The 24719-nt window shown below is 70.8% G+C and carries 18 protein-coding genes and 1 pseudogene; 12 read left to right on the forward strand and 7 right to left on the reverse strand.

Annotated elements, in window-relative coordinates; genetic code table 11:
- The first annotated feature begins 27 nt into the window (after positions 1-27).
- Positions 28-1524, forward strand: a complete 1497-nt coding sequence (locus AQJ46_RS31675) for an acyl-CoA synthetase (RefSeq protein ID WP_059208816.1) — start codon at positions 28-30, stop codon at positions 1522-1524.
- Here the strand turns inward: AQJ46_RS31675 and paaK are convergent.
- The 3 genes from paaK to AQJ46_RS31690 form a co-directional block, all read right to left on the reverse strand.
- Positions 1521-2816, reverse strand: coding sequence for a phenylacetate--CoA ligase PaaK (paaK, locus tag AQJ46_RS31680; RefSeq protein ID WP_059208817.1), 1296 nt, complete (start codon positions 2814-2816; stop codon positions 1521-1523). The two genes, AQJ46_RS31675 and paaK, sit on opposite strands and share 4 nt — an antisense overlap.
- Positions 2817-2916: 100 nt before the next feature.
- Positions 2917-4644, reverse strand: coding sequence for an LTA synthase family protein (locus AQJ46_RS31685; RefSeq protein ID WP_225887434.1), 1728 nt, complete (start codon positions 4642-4644; stop codon positions 2917-2919).
- Positions 4645-4875: 231 nt separating this feature from the next.
- Positions 4876-6489 carry an acyl-CoA synthetase gene (locus AQJ46_RS31690; protein WP_059208819.1) on the reverse strand — a complete coding sequence of 538 codons (1614 nt, stop codon included), beginning with the start codon at positions 6487-6489 and terminating at the stop codon, positions 4876-4878.
- Between the two features lie 176 nt (positions 6490-6665).
- On the opposite strand from AQJ46_RS31690, the gene AQJ46_RS31695 reads away from it, so the two are divergent.
- The 9 genes and pseudogenes from AQJ46_RS31695 (at position 6666) to AQJ46_RS31735 (ending at position 15958) form a co-directional block, all read left to right on the forward strand.
- Positions 6666-7466, forward strand: coding sequence for a crotonase/enoyl-CoA hydratase family protein (locus AQJ46_RS31695; RefSeq protein WP_059208820.1), 801 nt, complete (start codon positions 6666-6668; stop codon positions 7464-7466).
- A gap of 142 nt (positions 7467-7608) precedes the next feature.
- Entirely contained in the window at positions 7609-8550 is a 942-nt protein-coding gene (locus AQJ46_RS31700; RefSeq protein ID WP_059208821.1) for an OB-fold nucleic acid binding domain-containing protein, read from the forward strand.
- Positions 8547-9611 (forward strand): thiolase domain-containing protein, encoded by a 1065-nt coding sequence (locus AQJ46_RS31705; RefSeq protein ID WP_059208822.1) that lies wholly within the window; start codon positions 8547-8549, stop codon positions 9609-9611. Before AQJ46_RS31700 ends, AQJ46_RS31705 begins: the two co-directional genes overlap by 4 nt.
- Complete coding sequence (locus tag AQJ46_RS31710; protein ID WP_057611500.1) at positions 9608-10774, forward strand: thiolase domain-containing protein; 1167 nt, start codon at positions 9608-9610, stop codon at positions 10772-10774. The genes AQJ46_RS31705 and AQJ46_RS31710 overlap by 4 nt, the downstream gene beginning before the upstream one ends.
- A 95-nt stretch (positions 10775-10869) precedes the next feature.
- Entirely contained in the window at positions 10870-11112 is a 243-nt protein-coding gene (locus tag AQJ46_RS31715; RefSeq protein WP_059208954.1) for a DUF397 domain-containing protein, read from the forward strand.
- Between the two features lie 64 nt (positions 11113-11176).
- Positions 11177-11770, forward strand: a pseudogene (locus tag AQJ46_RS31720) (CGNR zinc finger domain-containing protein); the annotation flags it as partial.
- A 145-nt stretch (positions 11771-11915) separates the two neighbouring features.
- Entirely contained in the window at positions 11916-12383 is a 468-nt protein-coding gene (locus AQJ46_RS31725; protein ID WP_059208823.1) for a hypothetical protein, read from the forward strand.
- A 117-nt stretch (positions 12384-12500) separates the two neighbouring features.
- Positions 12501-15383: an ATP-binding protein gene (locus AQJ46_RS31730; RefSeq protein ID WP_059208824.1), complete on the forward strand. Its 2883-nt coding sequence runs from the start codon at positions 12501-12503 to the stop codon at positions 15381-15383.
- Between the two features lie 77 nt (positions 15384-15460).
- Positions 15461-15958 (forward strand): hypothetical protein, encoded by a 498-nt coding sequence (locus AQJ46_RS31735; RefSeq protein WP_057611497.1) that lies wholly within the window; start codon positions 15461-15463, stop codon positions 15956-15958.
- A gap of 254 nt (positions 15959-16212) precedes the next feature.
- On the opposite strand, the gene AQJ46_RS31740 is transcribed toward AQJ46_RS31735, so the two are convergent.
- Together AQJ46_RS31740 and AQJ46_RS31745 are read right to left on the reverse strand one after the other, a co-directional pair.
- Positions 16213-18171: an N-acetylmuramoyl-L-alanine amidase gene (locus AQJ46_RS31740; RefSeq protein WP_059208825.1), complete on the reverse strand. Its 1959-nt coding sequence runs from the start codon at positions 18169-18171 to the stop codon at positions 16213-16215.
- A 265-nt stretch (positions 18172-18436) separates the two neighbouring features.
- Complete coding sequence (locus AQJ46_RS31745) at positions 18437-19576, reverse strand: aminoglycoside phosphotransferase family protein (protein ID WP_059208826.1); 1140 nt, start codon at positions 19574-19576, stop codon at positions 18437-18439.
- A 243-nt stretch (positions 19577-19819) separates the two neighbouring features.
- Here AQJ46_RS31745 and AQJ46_RS31750 point away from each other — a divergent pair, with 243 nt between their 5' ends.
- Complete coding sequence (locus AQJ46_RS31750; protein ID WP_059208827.1) at positions 19820-21313, forward strand: DNA-binding protein NsdB; 1494 nt, start codon at positions 19820-19822, stop codon at positions 21311-21313.
- Between the two features lie 5 nt (positions 21314-21318).
- Here the strand turns inward: AQJ46_RS31750 and AQJ46_RS31755 are convergent, their stop codons facing one another.
- Positions 21319-22749 carry a PP2C family protein-serine/threonine phosphatase gene (locus tag AQJ46_RS31755; RefSeq protein ID WP_059208828.1) on the reverse strand — a complete coding sequence of 477 codons (1431 nt, stop codon included), beginning with the start codon at positions 22747-22749 and terminating at the stop codon, positions 21319-21321.
- Positions 22750-23133: 384 nt separating this feature from the next.
- Here AQJ46_RS31755 and AQJ46_RS31760 point away from each other — a divergent pair, with 384 nt between their 5' ends.
- Positions 23134-23547, forward strand: a complete 414-nt coding sequence (locus AQJ46_RS31760; RefSeq protein WP_059208829.1) for an SsgA family sporulation/cell division regulator — start codon at positions 23134-23136, stop codon at positions 23545-23547.
- A gap of 27 nt (positions 23548-23574) precedes the next feature.
- Here AQJ46_RS31760 and AQJ46_RS31765 read toward each other — a convergent pair whose 3' ends face one another.
- Entirely contained in the window at positions 23575-24672 is a 1098-nt protein-coding gene (locus tag AQJ46_RS31765; RefSeq protein WP_057611491.1) for a baeRF3 domain-containing protein, read from the reverse strand.
- Positions 24673-24719 lie beyond the last annotated feature (47 nt).

Consider the following 24719-nt stretch of genomic DNA (forward strand, 5'->3'; position numbering starts at 1 on the left):
AGCGTACCAACCGGTAGGTTGTCCCGTATGACGCCTGGACACGGCAGTACGGTTGACGGGGTGCTGCGGCGCAGCGCCCGGCGCACCCCGGCGCGCGTCGCGGTGGAGTACGGCGAGCGCTCATGGACGTACGAGGAACTCGACGACGCCGTCTCACGAGCGGCGCGAGTTCTCCTCGACCAGGGCCTCGAGCGCGGTGACCGGGTGGGCGCCTACGGCCACAACTCGGACGCGTATCTGATCGCCTTCCTGGCCTGCGCCCGCGCGGGACTGGTGCATGTGCCGGTCAACCAGAACCTCACCGGCGAGGATCTCGCGTACATCGTCGGCCAGTCGGGCACCACGCTCGTCCTCGCCGATCCCGACCTCGCGGGGCGGCTGCCGGAGGGTGTGCGCACGGTGCCCCTGCGGGACGCCGACGAGTCGCTGCTGGCCCGCCTGGCCACGGCGGCGCCGTACGACGGCCCCGAACCGCGCAGTGAGGACCTGGTCCAGCTGCTGTACACCTCGGGGACGACGGCCCTGCCCAAGGGCGCGATGATGACCCACCGCGCCCTGGTCCACGAGTACCTGAGCGCGATCACCGCCTGCGATCTCAGCGCGGGTGACCGGCCCGTGCACTCGCTGCCGCTCTACCACTCGGCCCAGATGCACGTCTTCCTGCTGCCGTATCTCGCGGTCGGCGCGACGAACATCATCCTCGACGCGCCCGACGGCGACCGCCTCTTCGACCTGATCGAACAGGGCCGCGCGGACAGCCTGTTCGCGCCGCCCACCGTGTGGATCGGACTGTCCAACCGCCCCGACTTCGCCACGCGTGACCTCGGCGGACTCCGCAAGGCGTACTACGGCGCCTCGATCATGCCGGTGCCCGTCCTGGAACGACTCCGCGAGCGCCTGCCGAAGCTGGCCTTCTACAACTGTTTCGGCCAGAGCGAGATCGGCCCGCTCGCGACCGTCCTCGCGCCCGACGAGCACAAGGGGCGGATGGACTCCTGCGGCCGTACCGTCCTGTTCGTCGACGCCCGGGTCGTGGACGAGAACGGCAAGGACGTGCCGGACGGAACGCCCGGCGAGATCGTCTACAAGTCGCCGCAGTTGTGCGAGGGCTACTGGGACAAGCCCGAGGAGACCGAAGCGGCCTTCCGGGACGGCTGGTTCCACTCCGGCGACCTCGCGGTGCGGGACGCGCACGGCTACTTCACCATCGTCGACCGCGTGAAGGACGTCATCAACTCCGGTGGCGTGCTGGTCGCCTCACGCCAGGTCGAGGACGCGCTGTACACGCATGACGCCGTGGCCGAGGTCGCCGTGATCGGCCTGCCCGACGAGCGGTGGATCGAGGCCGTCACGGCGGTCGTCGTCCCGCGCGGCGAGGTCACCGAGGCCGAACTCCTCGACCACGTCCGGGAGAAGCTCGCCCACTTCAAGGCACCCAAGCGGGTGCTGTTCGTGGACGAGCTGCCGAGGAACGCGAGCGGGAAGATCCTCAAGCGGGAGCTGCGGGACCGGTTCGCGGACTAGCGGGGGCGCAGGTCGACGATCCGGCGGATCTTTCCGACGGACCGCTCCAGGGACTCCGGTTCGACGATCTCGACGGCGACCGACACCCCGATGCCGTCCTTGACGGCCGTCGCGATGGTCCGTGCGGCCGCGTCCCGGGTCTCGGGTGTGGCGCCCGGCCGGGCCTCCGCGCGCACGGTGAGGGCGTCCAGGCGGCCCTCACGGGTGAGCCGGAGCTGGAAGTGGGGCGCGACGCCCGGGGTGCGCAGGACGATCTCCTCGATCTGGGTGGGGAAGAGGTTCACCCCGCGCAGGATCACCATGTCGTCGCTGCGGCCGGTGACCTTCTCCATCCGCCGGAACACCCGGGCCGTGCCCGGCAGCAGCCGGGTCAGATCCCGGGTCCGGTAGCGGACGACGGGCATCGCCTCCTTGGTGAGCGAGGTGAACACCAGCTCACCCCTCTCGCCGTCCGGCAGCACCTCCCCGGTGATCGGGTCGACGATCTCGGGGAAGAAGTGGTCCTCCCACACATGGAGCCCGTCCTTGGTGTCCACGCACTCCTGCGCGACGCCCGGGCCGATCACCTCCGACAGCCCGTATATGTCCACGGCGTCGATCGCGAACCGCTCCTCGATCTCCCGGCGCATCTCCTCCGTCCAGGGCTCGGCGCCGAAGACGCCCACGCGCAGAGAGGTGCCGCGCGGATCGACGCCCTGCCGCTCGAACTCGTCGAGAAGCGTGAGCATGTACGACGGGGTCACCATGATGATGCCGGGTTCCAGGTCCTGGATGAGCTGGACCTGGCGTGCCGTCATGCCGCCGGACGCGGGGACGACCGTACAGCCGAGCCGTTCGGCGCCGTAGTGTGCGCCGAGGCCACCGGTGAACAGCCCATAGCCGTACGCCACATGCACCACGTCCCCGGGCCTGCCGCCGGCCGCCCGGATGGAACGCGCCACCATGTCGGCCCACAGGTCCAGATCGTTGTCCGTGTAGCCGACGACTGTGGGGCGCCCGGTGGTGCCGCTGGAGGCATGGATGCGCCGCACATGGTCCCGGGGCACGGCGAACATCCCGTACGGATAGTTCTCGCGCAGGTCCGCCTTGGTGGTGAACGGGAACCGGGCCAGGTCGCTCAGGGAGCGGCAGTCGTCCGGGCGGACACCCGCCTTGTCGAAGGACTCCCGGTAGAACGGCACGTGCTCGTACGCGTGCCGCAGAGACGCCCGCATGCGCTCCAGCTGCACCGCCCGCAACGCCCCGGCGTCCAGTCGTTCCCCCGAGTCCAGCAGCTCCGCCGCATCCGCCATCGGAACGCCCCTTTCGCCACCCACCGTGTCATCACGGGCGACCGATCATTCGGTCGCGGTGCTGGGGATCAGTAATCCAGGCGATCGGCGAGGAGGCAAGTCACTTTGCGAACGCCGTCATGAAGCGGTCGCGGAACTTGTCCATGCCCCACTCGGGCGCGTTGTCGGCGGGCTTGAGGCCGTCCGTCCACTTCCAGTCGTCGACCCGGTCCAGCACCTTCGGGTCCTTGGCGACGATCGTGATCGGCACGTCCCTGCTGGTGGATCCCTTGGTGACGGTCGGGACGGGCTGGTGGTCACCGAGGAAGACCAGGACCGTGTTCTCGTCGCCGTAGCGCTGCATCCACTGGGTCAGGCTGTCCACGGAGTACTGGATGGCCTTGCGGTACTCGGTGCGCACCCGGTCCTGGCTCTTCCAGACCTCCGTCGGGTTCGTGCCCTCCTTCTTGATCTGCTCGAAGACGGAGCCGTCACCGAGGTCGTTCCAGTCGATCGTGTGGGCGATCGGCGACCACGGGTTGTGACTGGACGCCAGGATGATCTCCGCCATGATCGGGTCACGGTTCTTCTTGCCGTGCTCCAGCTTCTGGAAGGCCTCCAGGCTGAACTGGTCCGGCACGGGCGTCCAGCTGAAGTACGGACCCTTGTAGCCGAGGTGCGTGGAGTCGTAGATGTGGTCGAGACCGAAGTACTTGCCCTCGGGCCACGACTTGCGCACGCCCGGCACGATGCCCACCGTGCGCCAGTCACCGGTCTTCTGGAAGTAGCTGGTGAGGGTCGCGCGGTCACTGGAGGTGAGGTTCAGGTACCGCTGCTGGTTCTTGACCCACAGGCCGGACAGGAACGTGGAGTGCGCCATCCAGCTGCCGGCGCCCGTCACGGGGGACTGAAGCCAGCCGCTGCGCGACGCGAAGCCCGCCGCCTTGAGCGTCGCGTCGCCCTTCTTCAGCGTCGCGTCCATCTCCGGTGCCATCGCCGGGTCGTCGATCGCCACCCGGCCGTAGCTCTCGATGAAGGTGAACAGGACGTCCTTGCCGCGCAGCCCGGTCAGGAGCTGGTCGGGAGGGGTGGCGGCGAAGGCGTCGACGGCGGACTGCTTCTCGAAGACCTCGGCGTCGCCCAGTCCGTTGCGGATGTTCTGGACCCGGTTGGCGAGGAATCCGGTGTAGCCCTTGGTGGCGAAGGCGACCCCGCCGAACTGCACGCCGAGGTTGAAGCAGGTGATCCACACGGTTCCGAGGACGAGTGTGGTGAGAACCGCCCGGGGGCGGTGCCGGGACATGACGTTCGTCAACCGCACCACCGCGAGCGTGCACAGCACGAGGACCGCGATGAACAGGATGATCACCCCGGCGATCGCGAGCACCTCGCCCGTGCGCCCGAACGACTCCCGCAGCCAGTCCGTCGCGTTGCCCAGCATGATCCAGTCGAACACCAGGTCGAACGGCCGGGCCATGGTCTGGCGGAATCCCATGTCCATCAGCTTCAGGAGGGTGAGCACCCCGATGAACAGCCCGAAGAACACCGCCGCGATCCGGCGGACCTTCGGGGGCAGCACCAGCAGGACGGCCGCGAGGACGATCGCCTCGACGGGGAGCCGCAGGAACGCCTGGAGGTCCATGCGGTCGAGCCGGGCGGGGGAGAGCAGCACGACCAGCAGCAGAAGCCCGGCCAGCACGGTCGTCCCCACGGACACCCCACGGGCCGTACGGGGATAGCGGCGGCGCCAGCCGAACCATCCGGGGCGTGGGGAGTCGCCGGTCTCGGAGGTCTCGGCGGCTTGAGTGTTCTCGGCCGCCCCAGCCTCCTCTACGACCTCCTCCGTCACTCCTTCCCCCGTCGCACCCCCACCATCCGCTTCCGCCTCGCCCCCAGTGGTACCCGGCAGTTGACGAGAACGAGTGAAGAGCGACACCCGGTGGTCCTTCCGTGCGGTCTTGCTGTGACGTGCGGTCCTGCAGTGACGGCATGACGAACAGGGCCCGCTGACCGAGCCTGCCACCACCAGTACGTTCGCACGTCACGTTCGGTTCAATCGCACGGGGCCGGGATCCGGCCGTCACCCGTCCGCCGCCACCGCCACCTTCTGCGCCCACCGATAGTCCGCCTTGCCGCTCGGAGACCGGCGGATGGACTGAGCGATCACCAGCTGGCGCGGCACCTTGTACCCCGCGAGCCGCTCCCGGCAGTGGCTCTGCAGGTCGTCCAGGGACATCCGCACCGCTCCCTCGCGCAACTGCACGACGGCCGCCACATGGTGCCCCCACTTCACGTCCGGCACCCCGGCCACGAGCGCGTCGTACACATCGGGATGTGCCTTGAGCGCCTGCTCGACCTCCTCCGGGTACACCTTCTCGCCGCCCGTGTTGATGCACTGCGAGCCCCTCCCGAGGACGGTGACGACCCCCTCCTCGTCGACGGTGGCCATGTCCCCGAGCAGCACCCACCGCTCGCCGTCCTTCTCGAAGAAGGTGTCGGCGGTTTTCCGCGGGTCGTTGTAGTAGCCGAGCGGCACATGGCCGCACTGGGCGACCCGGCCCACCTCGCCCACGGCCACCGGCTCGTGCGTGGCCGGATCGACCACCTGGGTGCGGGAGTTCACCCGGACGCGGAAGCCGCGCTCGGGGCCGGAGTCCTCCGTCGCCGTCCCGTTGAATCCGGACTCGGAGGAGCCGAAGTTGTCGAGCAGCATGGCGTTCGGGACGAGTGCCCGGAACTGCCGGCTCACCGTGTCCGACATGATCGCGCCGGACGAGGACACGCTGAACACCGACGACATGTCGGTGCCCTTCATCGGGCCCTCCAGCGCGTCGATGAGCGGCCGCAGCATCGCGTCACCCACCAGCGACATGGCGCTGACCTTCTCCCGCTCCACGGTCCGCAGCACTTCCTCCGGCACGAACTTGCGGTGCAGCACGACCCGTTGGCCGAAGTTGAAGCCGATGAGGGAGGTCAGCGTGGAGGTGCCGTGCATCAGCGGGGGCGTGGGGAAGAAGGTGATCCCCGCCCCGCCCGCGGCGACCCGCTCGGCGAGCTCCTCGGGCCGCTTGACCGGCTCCCCGGTGGGCGCGCCTCCGCCCAACCCCGAGAAGAACAGGTCCTCCTGACGCCACATCACACCCTTGGGCATCCCGGTGGTGCCGCCGGTGTAGATGATGAACTGGTCGTCGGGCGAACGCGCCGGGAACCCGCGCTCGGGTGACCCGGAAGCCTCGGCGTCCGTGAACGGCACCGCCGGCAGCTCGTCCGGCTCGGCGGCCCCGACCCGCACCAGCTGCCGCAGCCGTTCCACCTGCGGCAGCGCGGCCGCCACCCGGTCCGTGAACTCGGCGTCGAAGACCAGCCCCACCAGATCGGCGTCCCGGTAGAGATAGACGAGCTCTTCCTCCACGTAGCGGTAGTTGACGTTGACCGGGACGATCCGTGCCTTCAGGCAGCCCAGCAGCGTCTGCAGGTACTCCACTCCGTTGTAGAGGTGCAGCCCGACGTGCTCACCGGGACGTACTCCGCTGTCGATCATATGGTGGCCGATGCGATTGGCCGCGGCGTCCAGTTCCGCGTACGTCAGCCTGCGCTCCGCACCCGTACCGGGAATGTCGATGTACGCGAGCGCCTCACGGTCCGGCACCACGTCGACGACGGACTCGAACAGGTCGGCAAGGTTGTACTCCACCGCTCCTCCTGACCCAACACGGCCTGCTTCTCCGATGGTTCGCCGGTCATCAGAGCAAAGGGCGGCGTGACTGTGAAGGGTTCGCGCGAAGAAATCTGACTGACTGTCAGAAAACTCTTGAAGTGCGTCGGCGCCTCCTGCAACCTGTTCTCGTTCTGGCAGAGGGGAGACGGGCGATGGGTGGGACGGAACACCTCAACATCCAGCGCGAGGGCGCCACACTGGTGCTCACGCTCAACAGGCCGGAGGCGAAGAACGCGCTCTCGTTGCCGATGCTGGTCGGCCTCTACGACGGCTGGCTGGAGGCGGACGCGGACGACTCGATCCGCTCGGTCGTCTTCACCGGCGCGGGCGACTCGTTCTGCGCCGGCATGGACCTCAAGGCCCTCGCGGGCAAGGGCACCGGCGGCGAGCAGTACCGGGACCGGCTGACCGCCGACCCGGACCTGCACTGGAAGGCGATGCTGCGGCACCACCGCCCCCGCAAGCCGGTGATCGCGGCGGTCGAGGGCTACTGCGTCGCGGGCGGCACGGAGATGCTCCAGGGCACCGACATCCGGGTCGCCGGCGAGTCCGCGACCTTCGGCCTCTTCGAGGTCAAGCGCGGCCTGTTCCCGATCGGCGGCTCCACGGTCCGGTTGCAACGCCAGATCCCGCGCACCCACGCGCTGGAGATGCTGCTCACCGGCCGCCCGTACACCGCACGCGAGGCCGCCGGCATCGGCCTGATCGGTCACGTCGTCCCGGACGGCACGGCACTCACCAAGGCCCTGGAGATCGCCGAACTGATCAACGCCTGCGGCCCGCTCGCGGTGGAGGCGGTGAAGGCCTCGGTCTACGAGACCGCCGAGACGACCGAGACCGAGGGCCTGGCCGCCGAACTCAAGCGCGGCTGGCCGATCTTCGACACCGCCGACGCGAAGGAGGGTGCCCGCGCCTTCGCGGAGAAGCGGCAGCCCGTTTACCGGCGCGCGTAAGCGATGTCGTCGCAGGTGCGTCGGACACTGCGGGCCGTCGGTGGCCGGTCGCGCAGTTCCCCGCGCCCATGGGGCGCGTTGCACCGCCGAGCCACCGTCCGCCCACCCACGCGCGTCCGTCCTCGAAGGAGGCACGCCCTCGATGCCCGAAGTACTCAAAGCCCCCCTGGTCGTCGAATTCCCCTTCACCCGGTCCCTCGGCCCCGTCCAGAGCGCCTTCCTGACCGGCCTGCGCGAGCGCCTCGTCCTCGGCGTGAAGACCCGCGACGGCCGCACCTTGGTCCCGCCCGTCGAGTACGACCCCGTCACCGCCGAGGAGATCCGCGACCTCGTCCACGTGGGCACCACCGGCACCGTCACCACCTGGGCCTGGAACCACGAACCCCGTCGCGGTCAGCCGCTGGACACGCCCTTCGCCTGGGTCCTGGTGAAGCTGGACGGCGCCGACACCGCCCTGCTGCACGCCCTCGACGCCCCCGGCCCCGACGCCGTCCGCACCGGCATGCGCGTCCGGATCCGCTGGACGGAGGAACGCTGCGGCGCCATCACGGACATCGCCTGCTTCGAGCCGTACGACGGAGACGATTCCGTTGTCACCGTCCACGCGGGCGAGTTCGAGGACCCCGTCCACGGCATCGTCGCCCAGGCCCGTCTCGACTACACCTACTCACCGGGCCGCGCCCAGACCGCCTACATCAACGCCCTCGCCGAACACCGCGCCGTCGGCGAGCGCTGCCCGGCCTGCCGCAAGGTGTACGTCCCGCCGAGGGGTGCCTGCCCCACATGTGGGGTGGCCACATCGGAACAGGTGGAAGTGGGTCCTGCCGGCACCGTGACCACCTTCTGCATCGTCAACATCAAGGCGAAGAACCTGGACATCGAAGTGCCGTACGTCTACGCCCACATCGCCCTCGACGGCGCCGACCTCGCGCTGCACGGCCGGATCGGCGGCATCCCGTACGACCAGGTGCGCATGGGCCTCAGGGTCGAGCCGGTGTGGAGCGAGGGTGGCCGCTACCCGGACCACTACCGGCCGACCGGCGAACCCGACGCGGACTACGAGACGTACAAGGAGCTCCTGTGACCAGTGACGCAGCCCCGGAGCCCCGCGACATCGCCGTCGTGGCCTTCGCCCAGTCCGACACCCTGCGCTCCACCGCGGAAGTCTCCGAGGTGGAGATGCTCATGCCGGTCCTGCACGACGTCATCGCGCAGACCGGTCTGAAGGCCGCCGACATCGGCTTCACCTGCTCCGGTTCCTGCGACTACCTCGCCGGCCGTGCCTTCTCCTTCACCCTGGCCCTGGACGGTGTGGGCGCCTGGCCGCCCATCTCCGAGTCGCACGTCGAGATGGACGGGGCCTGGGCCCTGTACGAGGCGTGGACCAAGCTGCTGTCCGGGGACGCCGACACCGCGCTGGTGTACGCGTACGGCAAGTCCTCACCCGGCTCCCTGCGCGACGTGCTCACCCGGCAGCTCGACCCGTACTACGTCGCCCCCCTGTGGCCCGACTCCGTCGCCCTCGCCGCCCTCCAGGCCCAGGCGCTGATCGACGCGGGCGACACGGACGAACCCGAGCTGGCGGCCATCGGTGCCCGGAGCCGCGCGACCGACAACCCGCGCGCACAGCTCAAAGGGCCTGTACCGCAGGGGGACTACCTCGTACGACCACTGCGCACCGGCGACTGCCCGCCCATCGGCGACGGGGCCGCCGCCGTGGTCCTCGCGGCGGGGGAGCGAGCCAGGGAGCTGTGCGAGCGCCCCGCCTGGATCCGCGGGATCGACCACCGCATCGAGGCGCACTCGCTCGGCGTCCGCGACCTCACCGACTCGCCCTCCGCCCGCCTGGCGGCCGAGCGGGCCGGGGCCTTCGAACGGCCCGTGGACACCGCCGAGCTGCACGCGCCGTTCACCTCGCAGGAAGTCGTCCTGCGCAGGGCGCTGCGGCTCGGTGACGACGTCAGCGTCAATCCGTCCGGCGGCGCCCTCGCCGCCAACCCGATGATGGCCGCCGGCCTCGCCCGCATCGGCGAGGCCGCCGCCCGGATCCACCGGGGCGAGTCCGACCGGGCCCTCGCCCACGCCACCTCCGGACCCTGTCTCCAACAGAACCTGGTCGCCGTACTCGAAGGGGATCCACGATGAGCAAGGAGCCCGTGGCCGTCGTAGGGATCGGCCAGACCAAGCATGTCGCGGCCCGCCGGGACGTGTCGATCGCCGGACTCGTCCGGGAGGCGGCCCGACGGGCGCTCGACGACGCCGAGCTGACCTGGGCCGACATCGACGCCGTGGTGATCGGCAAGGCGCCCGACTTCTTCGAGGGCGTCATGATGCCGGAGCTGTACCTGGCCGACGCGCTCGGCGCGGTGGGCAAGCCGATGCTGCGGGTGCACACGGCGGGCAGCGTCGGCGGCTCCACGGCGCTGGTCGCCGCGAACCTGGTGGCGGCCAGGGTGCACTCCACCGTCCTCACCCTCGCCTTCGAGAAACAGTCCGAGTCCAACGCCATGTGGGGCCTCTCCCTGCCGATCCCCTTCCAGCAACCCCTGCTCGCCGGAGCCGGCGGCTTCTTCGCACCGCATGTGCGCGCGTACATGCGGCGCACCGGCGCGCCCGACACGGTCGGGTCCCTGGTGGCGTACAAGGACCGTCGCAACGCGCTCAAGAACCCGTACGCGCATCTGCACGAGCACGACATCACGCTGGAGAAGGTCCAGGCCTCGCCCATGCTCTGGGACCCGATCCGCTACTCCGAGACCTGCCCGTCCTCGGACGGCGCCTGCGCGATGGTGCTCACCGACCGGGCGGGCGCCGCGCGGGCGCCCCGGCCGCCGGCCTGGATGCTGGGCGGCGCCATGCGCAGCGAGCCGACGCTCTTCGCGGGCAAGGACGCCGTGTCGCCCCAGGCGGGCAAGGACTGCGCGGCCGACGTGTACCGGCAGGCCGGGATCGCCGACCCGCGCCGGGACATCGACGCCGTCGAGATGTACGTGCCGTTCTCCTGGTACGAGCCCATGTGGCTGGAGAACCTCGGCTTCGCCGACGAGGGCGAGGGCTGGAAGCTCACCGAGGCCGGCGTCACCGAGCTGGACGGGGATCTGCCCGTCAACATGTCGGGCGGCGTGCTGTCCACCAACCCGATCGGCGCCTCCGGCATGATCCGCTTCGCGGAGGCCGCGCTCCAGGCACGCGGACAGGCCGGGGAACACCAGGTGGAGGGCGCCCGCAGGGTGCTCGGGCACGCCTACGGCGGCGGATCCCAGTTCTTCTCCATGTGGCTCGTGGGGTCTGAGCCCCCTGATGCGTGAATTGACTCCTGAAAGGTCCCCCTCACGTGGCCTGTCGGCGGTCGGGCACGATCGCTAGGCTGGCCGCGGACGACGCAATCGGGAGGAGCACGGACGTGGCCGAGACCATCATCCAGCAGCAGCCGCTCATGGGCTGGGAGAAGCCGGAGCTGGACCTGAGCAACGCCGATTGGCACTCGAGCAGCCGCGGTCTGGGGGATGTCCAGATCGCCTTCGTCGAGGGGTTCATCGCGATGCGCAACAGCGGCCGCCCTGAGAGCCCTTCCCTGATCTTCACCCCCGCGGAATGGGGCGCGTTCGTGTCAGGGGCGCGGGAAGGAGAGTTCGACCTCACCTGAGGGTGAGCTCAAAGGGGCCCTGGCCCACGTGTTAATGGATGCGGCGGAACCTATCATTAGCCGCATGCAGGACACGATCAACAGGGACGCCCGTCTCACCCTGGACCTGGCCCTCACCATCCGGCACGACGGACACGACGGCGTCGGCGACGACCTGGCCGACCCCGTGGGTCTCACCGCCTGGGTCCGGGAGCATGCCGAGACGTTGCCGGACGCCTCGCACTTCGTCGCCGACGAGGGGACCCTCGCGGCGGTCCGTGACCTGCGGGCCGCCGTCCGAGCCCTCTTCGCCCGCGCCGTGCGTCCCGGTGAGCCCAGCCCCGCCGACGCGGCACGCCTGCTGCCCGTCCCCGAGGCCGTCGCCCGCCTCAACGCGGCCGCCGCCCGCACCCCGACCGTCCCCGTGCTGCACTGGACCGACGAGGCCGAACCCGTCGCACACCGGCAGCCGGTGCCGCCGGGGACCGACCTCACGGCCGTACTCGCGCAGGCCGCGATCGCCTTTCTCGCCGGAGCCGACCGGCGGCGGCTGCGCGCTTGCCATGCCCCGCGCTGCGTGCGCTACTTCCTGAAGGATCATCCGCGGCAGGAGTGGTGCAAGCCCTCCTGCGGCAACCGGGCGCGGGTGGCCCGTCACCATGAGCGTCACCGGGAGCAGGGGAGGGGCCGTGACGTCGAAGGCGGCCAGACGGCGGTTCAAGAGGGCCGAACGCCTGCGGACGTTCCGGCGGACGCAGCGGAAGCAGCGGAGAGAACAGTGGGTTGAGCGGCTCCGTACAGCCCTCGCCGCTCTGGTCGGCCTCGTGTTCGGCGTGGTGCTGACCGGCTACTGCGGGCTGATGCTCGCGGGTGCCGTCGGACTGTCCGGGACCTCGGGGCGACTGCACGTCGACTCATGCGCGGTGGTGCGGACGAACAACAAGCCGACCACCGAATGCCATGGCCAACTGCTGTCGGCCGGCGGTCGGTTGATCGACACCGATGCGGTCATCGACGCCGACGCCCGCATCGGTTCCACGATCGCGGTACGCGACCAGCCACTGACCGGGCTCGAAACGCTCGGTTTCAGGGCGATCTCCGGCTGGGCGACCCTGACGGTGACGGGGCTCTTCGTCCTCGCCTTCGGAATCGTCTCGGCGCTCACCCTGTGCGGCTGGGACGCCGCCGCGACAGCCGGGTCGCGCTACATCGCCGCGCTGGCCGCGGCCGTCGGCGCCGGGGGGCTGATCTACCTCCTCGCCGTGCTGTACGAACACCTCTTCCAGGCGTGACCCGGGTGGGTGGACAGGGGCCCGCCCGGCACCCCGCAGGCGTACGCTGAGGTGCCTGTAGGTCACGGTGTGCGCTCGCTCCCCGCGCGGGTGTGCCGTCGTGACGGGGGGTGCGCCATGGTGCAGCGCAGTGTGCGGAGCAGAAGGACTCTCCTGGAGCGGGAGAGCGAACTCGCCGCGGTCGACGAGGCGTTGGGTGAGCTCACCGGGTTGCGTACGGACGGTGCCGAACCGCGCGGGCGCTCCCGTGGAGCCGTGCTCGCCGTCGCCGGCCGGGCCGGCATCGGCAAGACGACCCTGCTCACCGAGGTCCGCCGGCGTGCCGCCGCCCGGGGCTGCACCGTGCTGGCCGCCCGCGGCGGCGACCAGGAGCAGCGGGTCGCCTTCCATGTCGCCCGGCAATTGCTGCAGCCGCAGTTCGCCGGTGCGGGCGAAGCCGATCTCCGTGCCCAGCTGGGCAGTTGGTTCGACATCGTCGGCCCCGCACTCGGCCTGTGCGCCCCGACCGACGGGGCGCCGCCCGACCCGCAGGGCCTGCGGGACGGACTCGACTGGGTGCTCACCCATCTCGCCGTCCTGCGCGCCCCGATGGTGCTGGTGCTCGACGACGCCCACTGGGCCGACCCCGAATCGCTGGGCTGGCTGGCCGCGTTCGCACCTCGTGCCGAGGAACTCCCGCTGCTGGTCATCGTCGCCTACCGGCCCGACGAACTGCCCGACCACGCCGAGTCGTTGAGGGCACTGCCCGGCCGGGCCGGCGGACGCCCGCTCGACCTGGAACCGCTGAGCGCCGTCGCCGTCGCCCGTCTCGTGCGGGAGACGCTCGGTGCGCACGCCGACGACGCGTTCTGCCGGGAATGCTGGGCCGTCACCGCGGGCAACCCCTTCGAGACGGTCGAGCTGACCGCCAAGGTGCACGACCGCGGCGTCACCCCCACCGAGGACGCGGCGCACCTCCTGCGTGATCTCGCAGCCGCGGTGAAGGGCAGCGGCCTGGTCGCCCGCCTCGAACGCCTCGGCGCCTCGACCGTTCGCTTCGCCTGGGCCTGCGCGGTCCTCGGCACCGAGATCCATCCCCAGCTCGCCGCCGCCGTCGCCGGACTCGGCCACGAGGAGGCCGCCGACGCGGCCGACGCCCTGCGCGGGGCCCGCATCCTCACCGGGGGCGAATCCCTGGAGTTCGTCCACCCGCTCATCGCCACCGCCGTCTACCGGGCCATCCCGGCCGGATTCCGCGTCGCCCTGCACGGCCAGGCCGCCTGGTGCGTGGTCGACGACGGACGGGGCCCGGCCGCTGCCGCCCGCCATCTCCTGGAGACGCATCCCGACGGCGACCCCTGGGTCGTCCAGCAACTGCGCGCCGCCGCGGCCGAGACCCTGCGCTCCGGCGCCCCCGACACCGCCCGCAGCTGTCTCGCCCGCGCCCTGCGCGAACCTCCGCCCTTCGAGGACCGGGCCGCCGTCCTGTACGAACTGGGCAGCGCCTCCCTGCTCACCGAACCTGCCACCACGGTCAACCATCTGCGCGCCGCCCTCGAAGAGCCCATCGCCGACTCCGCTCTGCGGCACCGCATCGTCTACCGGCTCTCCCAGGTCCTCGCCCACAGCGACCGCCTCGCCGAGGCCTCCGACACCCTCGCCCGGGAGATCAAGGTCACCGGCGACGCCCGCGTCAGGCTGCGCATGGTCGCCGAACAGTTCATGTGGGACGCCTTCCGCGCCGACGAACCCGACCACCCCTCCCGCTCCCGCCGCATGGCGAGGCTCGCGGACCGTCTCACCGGCCGCGACCTCACCGAGCGGTACATCATCGGCCTGCGCACCTGGGACGCCGTCCTGCGCGGCGAACCCGCACACATCGCCCTTCGCCACGCCGAGCGCGCCCTCGCGGGCGGACTGGGCTGGGCCGATCCCGACCGCGGCTTCGAGGTGCCCGTCCTGGTCGCCCTCGCCTTCACCTACGCCGACCGCCCGGGCCGCACGGAGGAGCTCTTCGCCGCCGGGATCGCCGACTTCGAACGGCAGGGCTGGCGCGGCGCCCACCTCTCCTTCGCCTACACCCTGCTCGCCTACGTCCGTTTCCGCCGCGGCCGCCTGGCCGAGGCCGAGGACTTCGTCCGCGCCGGACTGCGCCTCGCCGAGCGCGTCGGGCCGGGCACCCCGGCCCAGTGGTACGCCGTGGGCATCCTCATCGAGGTCCTGCTCGCCCGTGGCCGGGTCCACGAGGCCGCGCAGACCGCCGAGGACTACTCCTTCGGCTCCCCCTTCCCCGCCGTGGTGGTCTTCCCCGACGCCCAGACCGTGTACGGCGAGCTGCTGCTGGCGCGCGGCCTCACGAAGGACGCGGCCGCCGAGCTGGCCGCCGCCGGCCGCCGCCTGGAACCGCGCGGCATGCGCAACCCCGCGTGGTGCCCCTGGCAGCTCCACCTGGCCCGCGCCGAGAGCCACGACGCCCCGGAGCAGGCGGTCACGACGGCCCTCGAAGCAGTAGCGCGAGCCCGCCAGTTCGGGGCCCCGTCGGCGGTGGGCCAGGCACTCCGGCTGGCTGCCGAGGTCTCACCGGGCTCGGCCCGAGTCAAGCTCCTGGAGGAGTCGGTCGCCCACCTGGAACGTTCCCCGGCCGCGTACGAGCTCGCCTGCGCGCTGGTGGCGCTGGGCACGGAACTCCGTCGCACGGGTCGCGCGCGCGAGGCGGCCGAAAACCTCTACCGAGGCCTCGACACAGCCGTCCAGTGCGGCGCCGACGGTCTGATCGAGACCGCCCGCGACGAGCTGACCGCCGCGGGCCTGCGTCCCCGCCGCCTGCACAGCACGGAGACGGACACGCTGACGGCACGCGAACGTACGGTGGCGAACCTGGCGGCGCAGGGGCACACCGAGGAGGAGATCGCGAAGGAGCTGAACGCCGATGAGCAGACGGCGACACGGTTGCTGTCTGCCGTCTGTCGCAAGCTGGGAACGGACAGTACCGGCCTGCGAACGGTGAGTGGTCCCCTGTAGGAGTGCGGGCAACCGCGCGACCGGCCCCCGCACACCTGCACCCGCACGACCACGTGACTGCCCATTACCATTGGCGCATGTCGTTTCTCCGCCGCCGTAGTGCCACCCCCGCCGGTCCAGACTTCGATGTCCTGGCCATGGACCCGGGCGACTGGCCCGGCAACCTCGGCGCGGGGCTCCTGCCCGCCCCCGACGGCAGTTGCCAGGGCGTCTTCCTGCGCTACGACCTCTTCGGCGGCCGCGGCCCCGCGATGATCATCGGCAACCTCCCCGAGGGCTCCCCGGCCCGCGAGGTCCCCGACGGCCAGGTCCCCTTCGAGGTGGCGCAGCTGCTGATCGCGCTGGAGAACGACGAGGAGGTGACCGTCACCGACACCGAGGAGATGCCGGTGATGCAGGGCGACAACCTCCTGATCGTGCGCCGCCTCAAGCTCTCCGAGAGCCGTATCTCCTGCGTCCAGTTCGACCGCAGCGACAACGTCCTGGTGACCATCGCCGCCTGGGACCGACCGATCACGGACGACCTGTACGCCCTCCTCAAGCCCTTGCCGGCGGAGCTCTTCCAGCAGGGCTGACCGTTTGGCCACGCCCCTCGCCGACAGCACGCCGTGGACCCCGGAAGGCCAGGTCCCCGGCCCGCGGCCTTCCGGAGCCGCCCGTCGGCACGGCGGTCGTACGGCCCGCCGCTCTCGGCGGCCTGGCCGTCGAACACACCCCGACCGCACGGCTGTTGGGCGAGACCGGAACAGGCCGAGACCGCCCGCCGCAGGTGAACGGCAGGTGGCGGCCCCACCCCAGAGGAGGGGAGCCGCCACCTGCCGAACATGTCCTACCGGCGCCGGCCTGAGGGCTTCACATCGACGTCGGCCGCTCGCACGAACTCCACCCGGTGGCCGTACTGGATCTCGTAGTACAGGTCCTGGCCCACCACGACCTTGTGCGAGTCCGTCGTGAAGGTGACCGCGTAGTAGTACTCGCCGGGCACCTTGTCACCGACCACGTACGTCTGGCCCTTGAGCACCTTGTACGGCAGCGGCGACACCGCCTGGGCGGGGACGCCCGTCGGATAGGCGGAGGCCTCGGGGTAGGCGCGGCCGTACACCGGGACGCTGTCGAGGCCCTCCTTGGGGGTCACGACGAGACCGGAGGCACTCACCGCGGTCGGCTCGCTCCTGGGGTTCTTGAACCAGGCCTTCTGGCCCAGGTACCAGATCGCCGTCCAGTCGCCGTCCCGGTCCGCGACCGCGTACTGCTGGCCGGTGGACACCCGCGACGAGAGGTCGTTCACGTCGGTCGTCGGAGCCCTGCCGCCCATGCCGATGTCCGTGACGAGAGCGGAGTTCTCGTCGGGGGCCGAGTAGAGCCGTACCTCGCTCGAACCGTGGGACGCGCAGGGCTCGCCCTTGGCGACGCAGCCCGTGTACTGCGGCTGGTTGGTCGCGTAGTCGGGCCGGATGGTCACCAGGCCGCCCCGCTTGGTGGAGGTCGCCTTGAACGGGTGACCCAGCAGCTCGAAGTAGTGCCGCCAGTCCCAGTACGGGCCGGGATCCGTGTGCATGCCCGAGACGGTCGAGGTCGTCGGGCCGGGCACGTTGTCGTGGCCGAGGATGTGCTGCCGGTCCAGCGGGATGCCGTACTTCGCGGAGAGGTATTTCACCAGCCGCGCCGAGGACCGGTACATCGCCTCCGTGTACCAGGCGTCCGGATTCGCCAGGAAGCCCTCGTGCTCCAGACCGATCGACTTCGCGTTGATGTACCAGTTGCCCGCGTGCCAGGCCACGTCCTTCGCCTTCACATGCTGGGCGATGTGACCGTCGGTCGAGCGCAGGGTGTAGTTCCACGACACGTAGGTCGGGTCCTGCACCAGGTTGAGGACACCATCCCAGGTGCCCTCCGTGTCGTGGATGACGATGTACTTGATGCTCTGCGAGGCCGGCCGGTTCCCCAGGTCGTGGTTGCCGTAGTCGTTGTCCCCGAACTCCTCGTAAGGTGCCGGGATCCACTCGCAGGACACCGTCTTCGGGCACTCCGTGTTGCCGCTGCCGAGCGTGCGCAGGCCCGTCCGGTCGAGTTGCGCGGTGTCGGGGGCGAGCGTCGGCCGTCCGGCCAGGGTGATCCGCTGGCCGGCGTCCGTGGTGCGCTCCTCGCCGGTGCGCAGCACGTCGAAAACGTCGTTCGCGTACGCCGCCGCAGTCGCGCTGTCGTCCGCGCCGGAGAAGCGGGCCACCGCGCCGTACCAGTCCGCCGGGTCCTGGCTCAGCGGCTCGCCCAGGTCCTTCTGGGCGGCGGCCAGCAACGCGGCACCCCCGGCGATGTTCGCCGCGGGGTCGGTGCGCAGGTCACCGGCGCTCAGGCCGCTCAGCTCGGCCGCCTTCGGCAAGGTCTCCAGCCGGGCCGGGAGCTCGGTGGGCGTCGCTGCCTTCGTCCGGGGGAGCAGCGCCGGGCGGGCGCTGTCGCCGCGGGCGTCCTCCGTGCCCTCGCTGTGGTGCGGTTCCGAGGCGAGTGCGGTGCGGGCGTCGGTGAGGTGCATCGGGCCGTAGCCGCCGGTCACACTCGGCGCTCCGGCGTGGTCGTCCCAGCGGGACTGGAGATAGGAGACGCCCAGGAGGACGCTCTGTGGGACGTGGTACTCGGCGGCGGCCGAGACGAAGGCCTGCTGGAGGCCGGCCGAGGAGTCTTCGGCCTGCGAAGGGGCCGCGCCGAGCAGGGGCAGCAGCAGGGCGGTGCCGGCCAGCGTGCCGACCACCCTCCGGGTGGCTCTGTTGGGGTCGGTCGTGGGTCCTCGCAATGCAGCCTCCTGGGACGGTCGGGCGCGATGAGCCGTGCGGGGCCGGGCGTGCGTCAGTGGTACCGGCTTGCCGACGATCCGTCAATCATGCCCAGGGGCAGACGATTTCCCATGTCAATGAGGGGTGCGGGAGTTTCGTGGCGGATGCATCCAGGCCTGCGGGGCGTCAGTGGCGTACACCAATGTCCCCTGGCGAGAAGCCGCACATACGACGGTCCGCGGTGCGCCCACGTCCTGCAGGGCGCACCGCGGACCGTCGTCCCCGTCAGCGAGTGCCGACCGCCGCGCGCACGGCCCGACGGGCCAGCTGGCAGTCGTCGTGCAGCCGCCTCAGCAGCAGCCGCTGTTCCTCGCCGGACGGCGCAGCACCCGGCTGGGCCATGCCCGGTGCCGCCGGGGTCGAGTCGTGCATCGAACGCTGCACGGCCGTCTCGTAGGTACGGATCTCACGGGTCAGTACGAGCATCAGGTTCACCAGGAAGGCGTCCCGCGAGGCGGGGCCCGCCGACTGGGCGATCTGGCTGATCTGACGGCGGGCCACCGGGGCGTCGCCGAGGACCGACCACAGCGTCGCCAGGTCGTAGCCCGGCAGATACCAGCCCGCGTGCTCCCAGTCCACCAGCACTGGACCGGCCGGTGAGAGCAGGATGTTCGAGAGCAGCGCGTCGCCGTGGCAGAACTGGCCCATGCCCTGTCGGCCCGCCGAGTGGGCGATGCCGTGCAGCAGCTTCTGCAGGTCGCCCATGTCCCGGTCGGTCAGCAGCCCCAGCTCGTGGTAGCGGGAGATGCGGGCCGCGTAGTCGAGCGGGGCGTCGAAGGTGCCCGCGGGCGGGCGCCAGGCGTTGAGCCGGCACACCGCGCCGAGGGCCGCCCTGATGTCCGCGCGCGGCGGGGCCTCCGCCGGATGCCGGTGCAGAGCCGCCACCCGGCCGGGCATCCGCTCGATGACCAGGGTGCAGTTGTCCGGGTCCGCCGCGATCAGCCGCGGGACGCGCACCGGGGGCCGGTGCCGGACGAACGAACGGTATGCGGCTATTTCGTGCCGGATCCGCTCGGCCCATACAGGGGAGTGGTCGAGTAAGCACTTGGCGACAGCCGTGCTGCGTCCCGTCGTACCGACCAGGAGCACGGAGCGTCCGCTGCGGCGCAGCACCTGCACCGGGGCGAATTCCGGGCAGATCCGGTGCACCGACGCGAGCGCCGTGCGCAGCTGGGCGCCCTGAGGGCCGGACAAGTCGATTCTCCCGCTGAGCGGTTGGGTGCCGAGCCCCGGAACGCGCCGCGTCCTGCCCGTACCCGGTACGGGGGCCGTCGGCCGCGCGGGGTCGAGGTAGGGGCCGCTGCCCGCCTGACGGAGATGCGGCGACCGGGGCGGGGCGGACACAGAGGACGATGCTGCGTACATGGGCGAGACAGATCCCTTCGTGTGCCTGCTGTGCCTGGAGAAGCAGTGCGCTGCCCGACCCGGAACACCGGGCGCACCCTGGGGAATGCCCCTGTGAGGTCCGGGTCGGGGTGGCGCGTTCCTACCTCACCGCAGATGCGCACTGGCACACCATCTGGCGCACCCTGGCGAACCCTGGCGAATAGTCCCGGAGCAACTGACACGGGGCTACTGTCAACTCAGCCGAGAACCTGGGGGCTTGATGTGAGCGGAGAACCCAACACCCGACTCTCGGATCTGTTCGGCCTCGCCGGCTGGTCCAAGGGTGAACTCGCGAGGCTGGTCAACCGGCAGGCGGCGGCCATGGGCCATCCCCAGCTGTCGACCGACACCTCGAGGGTGCGGCGGTGGATCGACATGGGAGAGATCCCGCGCGATCCGGTGCCGCGGGTGCTGGCGGCTCTGTTCACCGAGCGACTCGGCCGTGTCGTGACCATTGAGGACCTCGGTCTGGTCCGGCACGGGCGTACGGGGAAACGGCAGGGCGACGGGAGCGTGGAACATCCCGACGGCATGCCATGGGCGCCCGACCGAACCGCCGCGGTCCTCACCGAATTCACGGGAATGGACCTCATGCTCAACCGACGCGGCTTGGTGGGCGCGGGTGCCGCGCTCACCGCGGGATCCGTACTCAGCAGTGCCATGCACGACTGGCTGCACACCGATCCGGCCCTCACCGCCGATGCCCCCCAGTTCGACGACCCCCTGCACGCCGACCCCGCTGGGTTCGACCGTTACGAGGCCGCCCCCATCGGGTCGCAGGAGATCGAGGAACTGGAGCGCTCGGTCGAAGTGTTCCGGGCCTGGGACGCGGCCCGCGGCGGCGGGCTGCAACGCAAGGCGGTCGTGGGCCAGCTCAACGAGGTGGGCGGCATGCTCGCCTACCGGCACCCCGACCATCTCCAGCGGCGCCTGTGGGGCGTCGCCGCCAACCTGGCCGTCCTCGCGGGCTGGATGTCCCACGACGTAGGCCTCGAACCGACGGCCCAGAAATACTTCGTCATCGCCGCCCATGCCGCCAGAGAGGGCGGTGACCGGCCGCGGGCCGGCGAGGCGCTCTCCCGCGCGGCCCGCCAGATGGTGCACCTGGGCCGGCCCGACGACGCACTCGACCTGATGAAGCTCGCCCAGTCCGGTTCCGGCGAACAGGTGCTGCCCCGCACCAGGGCGATGCTGTACACCATCGAGGCCTGGGCACAGGCTTCCATGGGCAAGGGCCAGGCGATGCGCCGCACCCTCGGACAGGCGGAGGACCTCTTCGTCTCCGACAAGAGCGACGTGCCACCGCCGAGCTGGATGCAGACCTTCAAGGAGGAGGACCTGTACGGCATGCAGGCCCTGGCCTACCGCACGCTGGCGGAGCACGAGCCGGGTGCGGCCGCGAACGCCCAGCACTACGCGGAGAAGGCCCTCGCGCTGCGGGTCGACGGACGGCAGCGGTCGAAGATCTTCGACTTCCTGTCGATGGCCTCGGCCTGCTTCATCGCCGACGACCCCGAACAGGCGGACCGCTATGCGCGGTTGGCGCTGGTGTCGATGGGCTCCAACTCCTCCCACCGCACCTGGGACCGGCTGCGCCAGATGTACCGGCTCACCGCCGAGTACTCCAACTACCCGAAGATCAACGAGCTGCGCGAGGAGATCAGGCTGGCGCTGCCGAAGCCGAAGGGAAGGGGTGGCAACAGCGCTCGGGCGTGAGGTTGTTATGAAGTCACCCTGGCGATGAGCACGCAGGCGTCGGCCTCGCGTTCGGTCTCGCCGAACTCCTCCATGACCATGCGCACACAGTCTTGCGCGCTGCGCGCCCCGTCGAAACGGGGGGCCAGGTCGAGGAGCCGGTCCACGGCAGCCGTACTGCTGCGCCCGGGCACCAGTCCGTCCGTGTGCAGCAGGAGCAGGTCGCCCGGTTCGAGGCTCTCCTCGGCCTGCGCGTAGACGGCTCCGGAGGTCGCGCCGAGGAGGACGCCGTCGGGTGAGTTGAGCCTGCGCCCCGTCCCGCTCCGGAACAGCAGCGGGGCGGGGTGCCCTGCCTGCGCCCAGACCAGGGTGCGGGTCTCGGGACGGTAGCGGCAGCAGACCGCGCTGCCGAGGGCCGGCTGCACGGTGGCGTCGAGCAACTGGTTGAGCAGGGACATCAGTTGGCCGGGCTGGGTGCCCGCCATCGCCATGCCGCGCACGGCGCCGAGGAGGGTCGCCATGCCGGAGGCCACGGCGACGCCGTGCCCGGTGAGGTCGCCGACGCTGAGCAGGGTCTCGCCGTCGGTCAGTTCGAGTGCGTCGTACCAGTCGCCGCCGATCAGGGCGCTGGCAGACGACGCCAGATAGTGGGCGGCCAGGTCCAGGGTCTCGGTGCCCTGGTGCGGGAGCCGCAGGGAGCCACGCCACGGCGGCAGCACGGCCTCCTGCAGCTCGACCGCGAGCCGGTGCTCGCTCTGCGCGCGCTGCCTCTGGCGTTGTAACGAGTCACGGGTCTCGCCCACCGCCCTTTCACTGCGCCGCAGTTCGCTGACGTCCCGCAGCACGGCCCACATCGAGGCGGTGCTGCCGTCGGCGGCGAGCACGGGCTCGCCCATCATGTGGACGGTGCGTACCTCGCCGTCCGGGCGCACGACACGGAACTCGCCGTCTATGCGCTTGGCGTCGACCAGACAGTCCGTGACCATGCCTGTCAGCCTCGGCCGGTCGTCGTCGAGCACCAGGGAAGGGAGTTCGTCGAGGGTGAGCGGGGGAGCGGTGCGGTCGCGGCCGAGTATCTCGTACAGCTCCCCGGACCAACTCGCCTCGTCCGTAAGGAGGTTCCACTCCGCGCTGCCGACCCGGCTGAGCAGCGAGCCGCGCCGGGGAGCGGGCGGCGCGGTTCGCGCGGCGGACTGAGCCCCGGGCATCGACGGCACGGGCGGCGGGCCGTCCCGCAGCTGGGCCAAGTGCTCGTCGAGATCGCTGAGTTGGTGAAGTGCGAGGTCGTACAGCGCGCGCTGCCAGCGCTCCTGGGGGTCCAAGCCGTCACTGGGCGCGTCACGTCGTACGGCGTCCACGTCGCCCTTGAGCCGCCGCGTCTGCGAGATCAGCGCGTCGACCGAGCCGCGTCCTGGCGGCTGGGCGGCGGGGTGGTCCGCGGAGAGGTGGGACGGCATGACGCACTCCGATGCGGGGACGGTTCGACCTGGGCGGGACGGAGGGACCGTTACGACTGTTGCACAGGGCGCGACGCGCTGTAAGGGATTTGGCGGCACACGATACGGTGGTGCTTCTGGCATATGCCACAGTCTTTGCAGAGCGGTCGGGCGGAGCGTGTTGTCTACGCTCTTTGATGTCTCAAGTCGTAGGCGCTGTACGCGACTTGATGGGTCGGTGGGGTGGCCGATCCGGTGTTCAGGTGTGTGTTCGACGGTCCTGTGTTCTAAGGAGTCTGGCAAGACCTCGTGGTGAAGTCGAGGAATCTTGCTATGTGACGCAGGTCACATTAATTCACCCGTGCTCAGGCGTAATGCAAAGGGCACTTGCGAGGTCGTAATCGTATGGACACGACACTCGAGCAGCCTGCCCGCGCCCGGCTGATCATCGCGGAGAACCAGGAACTGCCCGTCCCCGCCATCCTGCGCTACGACTCCACCGACCCGCTGGCCGTCTGCGTCGACTTCCCGCCCGAGGTCTCCCTGGACGGACAAGGGGTGACCTGGACCTTCGCCCGGGCCCTGCTGGAGGAGGGGCTGCGCGGACCGGCCGGCGGCGGGGACGTGCACATCTGGCCGTGCGGCCGGAGCGCGACGGTCGTGGAGTTCCACTCGCCGTACGGCCTCGCCCTCCTCCAGTTCGACACGCCCGCCCTGCGAAGTTTCCTGCTGCGGACCTATGCGGTGGTCGGCGCGGGACAGGAGGACCTCGGCCAGGCCGTCGAACAGGGGCTCAGCGCGCTCTTCGGGAGTGTCTGAGCGGCGTACGGCGGCGTCGGCCTCCGCTCAGTACCGCAGGACCCCCGCGATGCCGTCGGAGCCGCCCAGTGTGCCGTCCGGTACGAAGCGGACGTCGGCACCGGTCTCCAGGCACTGCTCGACGATCTCGTCCACGATGTCCTCGCGGGCGTCGAGGTCGCCGCTCTCGGCCGGGATCAGATGATCGCCGCCGTCGTCGCGGACCGTCACCCGGTAGTTCTCCTCGACGGCCAGCAGGCGCAGCCGGCCCTCCCGGGCGCTCTGCCAGATCTCGTCGACACCGGCCGCGAACGCCCGCCGTCCGCGCGCCGCTTCGAGCTCCAGGGTCACCGCGTCGGTGCTCTTGCGGGCCTCCGCGGCGACCAGTGGCCGGACCGCTTGCCGGACCGCTTCCGGAGTTCCGTGCGCGAGACCGCCGTGCGGGACGTGCACCGCGTCCTTGGTGACGCTGCCGACGTCATCCAGCGCGGACAGCGCCGCGGTCTCGCCGGTGATGTACAGCGGCCGCGGCTCCTGGCGCAGGAGCTTGGCCAGCGCGGTGTCGGCGTCCCGCAGGAAGTGCCGCGTGTCCTCGTCCCGGAAGGTGCTCGGCATGTCACCGATCCGCTCCAGCCGCTCGGCGTCGAAATTCTCGCGGGTCCTGGTCATCGGGAAGCCGTCGGCGCGGTGCTCGGTGACGCGGTCGACGCCGCCGTTCCACAGAGTGGCGCGGTCGGCCGAGACCGACAGGACCCAGAACGGACGCTCCGAGGCCTGGGCGGAGACGAGGTTGCGGGTCAGGAAGGTGTCCGAGAGCACCACGCGCTCCGGTACGGCACGGGACAGGGACCACACCTGGTGCTCGCCCGGAGCGGCGAAGATCACCAGACCGTCCTCGGCGTGTGCCAGATCGATCTCGGCGAGGGCAAGGTCGAGTTGCCGGACGACGTCGGCGCGCCGCTCCCGGGGGACCGCCGGGTCGGCCTCCAGCTGTTTCTTGGCCTCGGCCACCACATTGCGCAGCCGGACCGGATCCTGGGCGTTCTCGGGTTCACGGCGGTGGGTCGGCGTCAGTACGGACACCGCCGGGTAGGCGCGCGGGCGGCGCAGTTCGGAGAGGGTCGCAGGGCTGAGTGCGTGCTCCATAAGAGCACCATAGGACCGATCGGCCGATCAGGCATTTGGGGCAACTT

Origin of the sequence: Streptomyces canus (genome assembly GCF_001514145.1) — a bacterium.
In the GTDB taxonomy this organism is placed as follows: Bacteria; Actinomycetota; Actinomycetes; order Streptomycetales; family Streptomycetaceae; genus Streptomyces; species Streptomyces canus.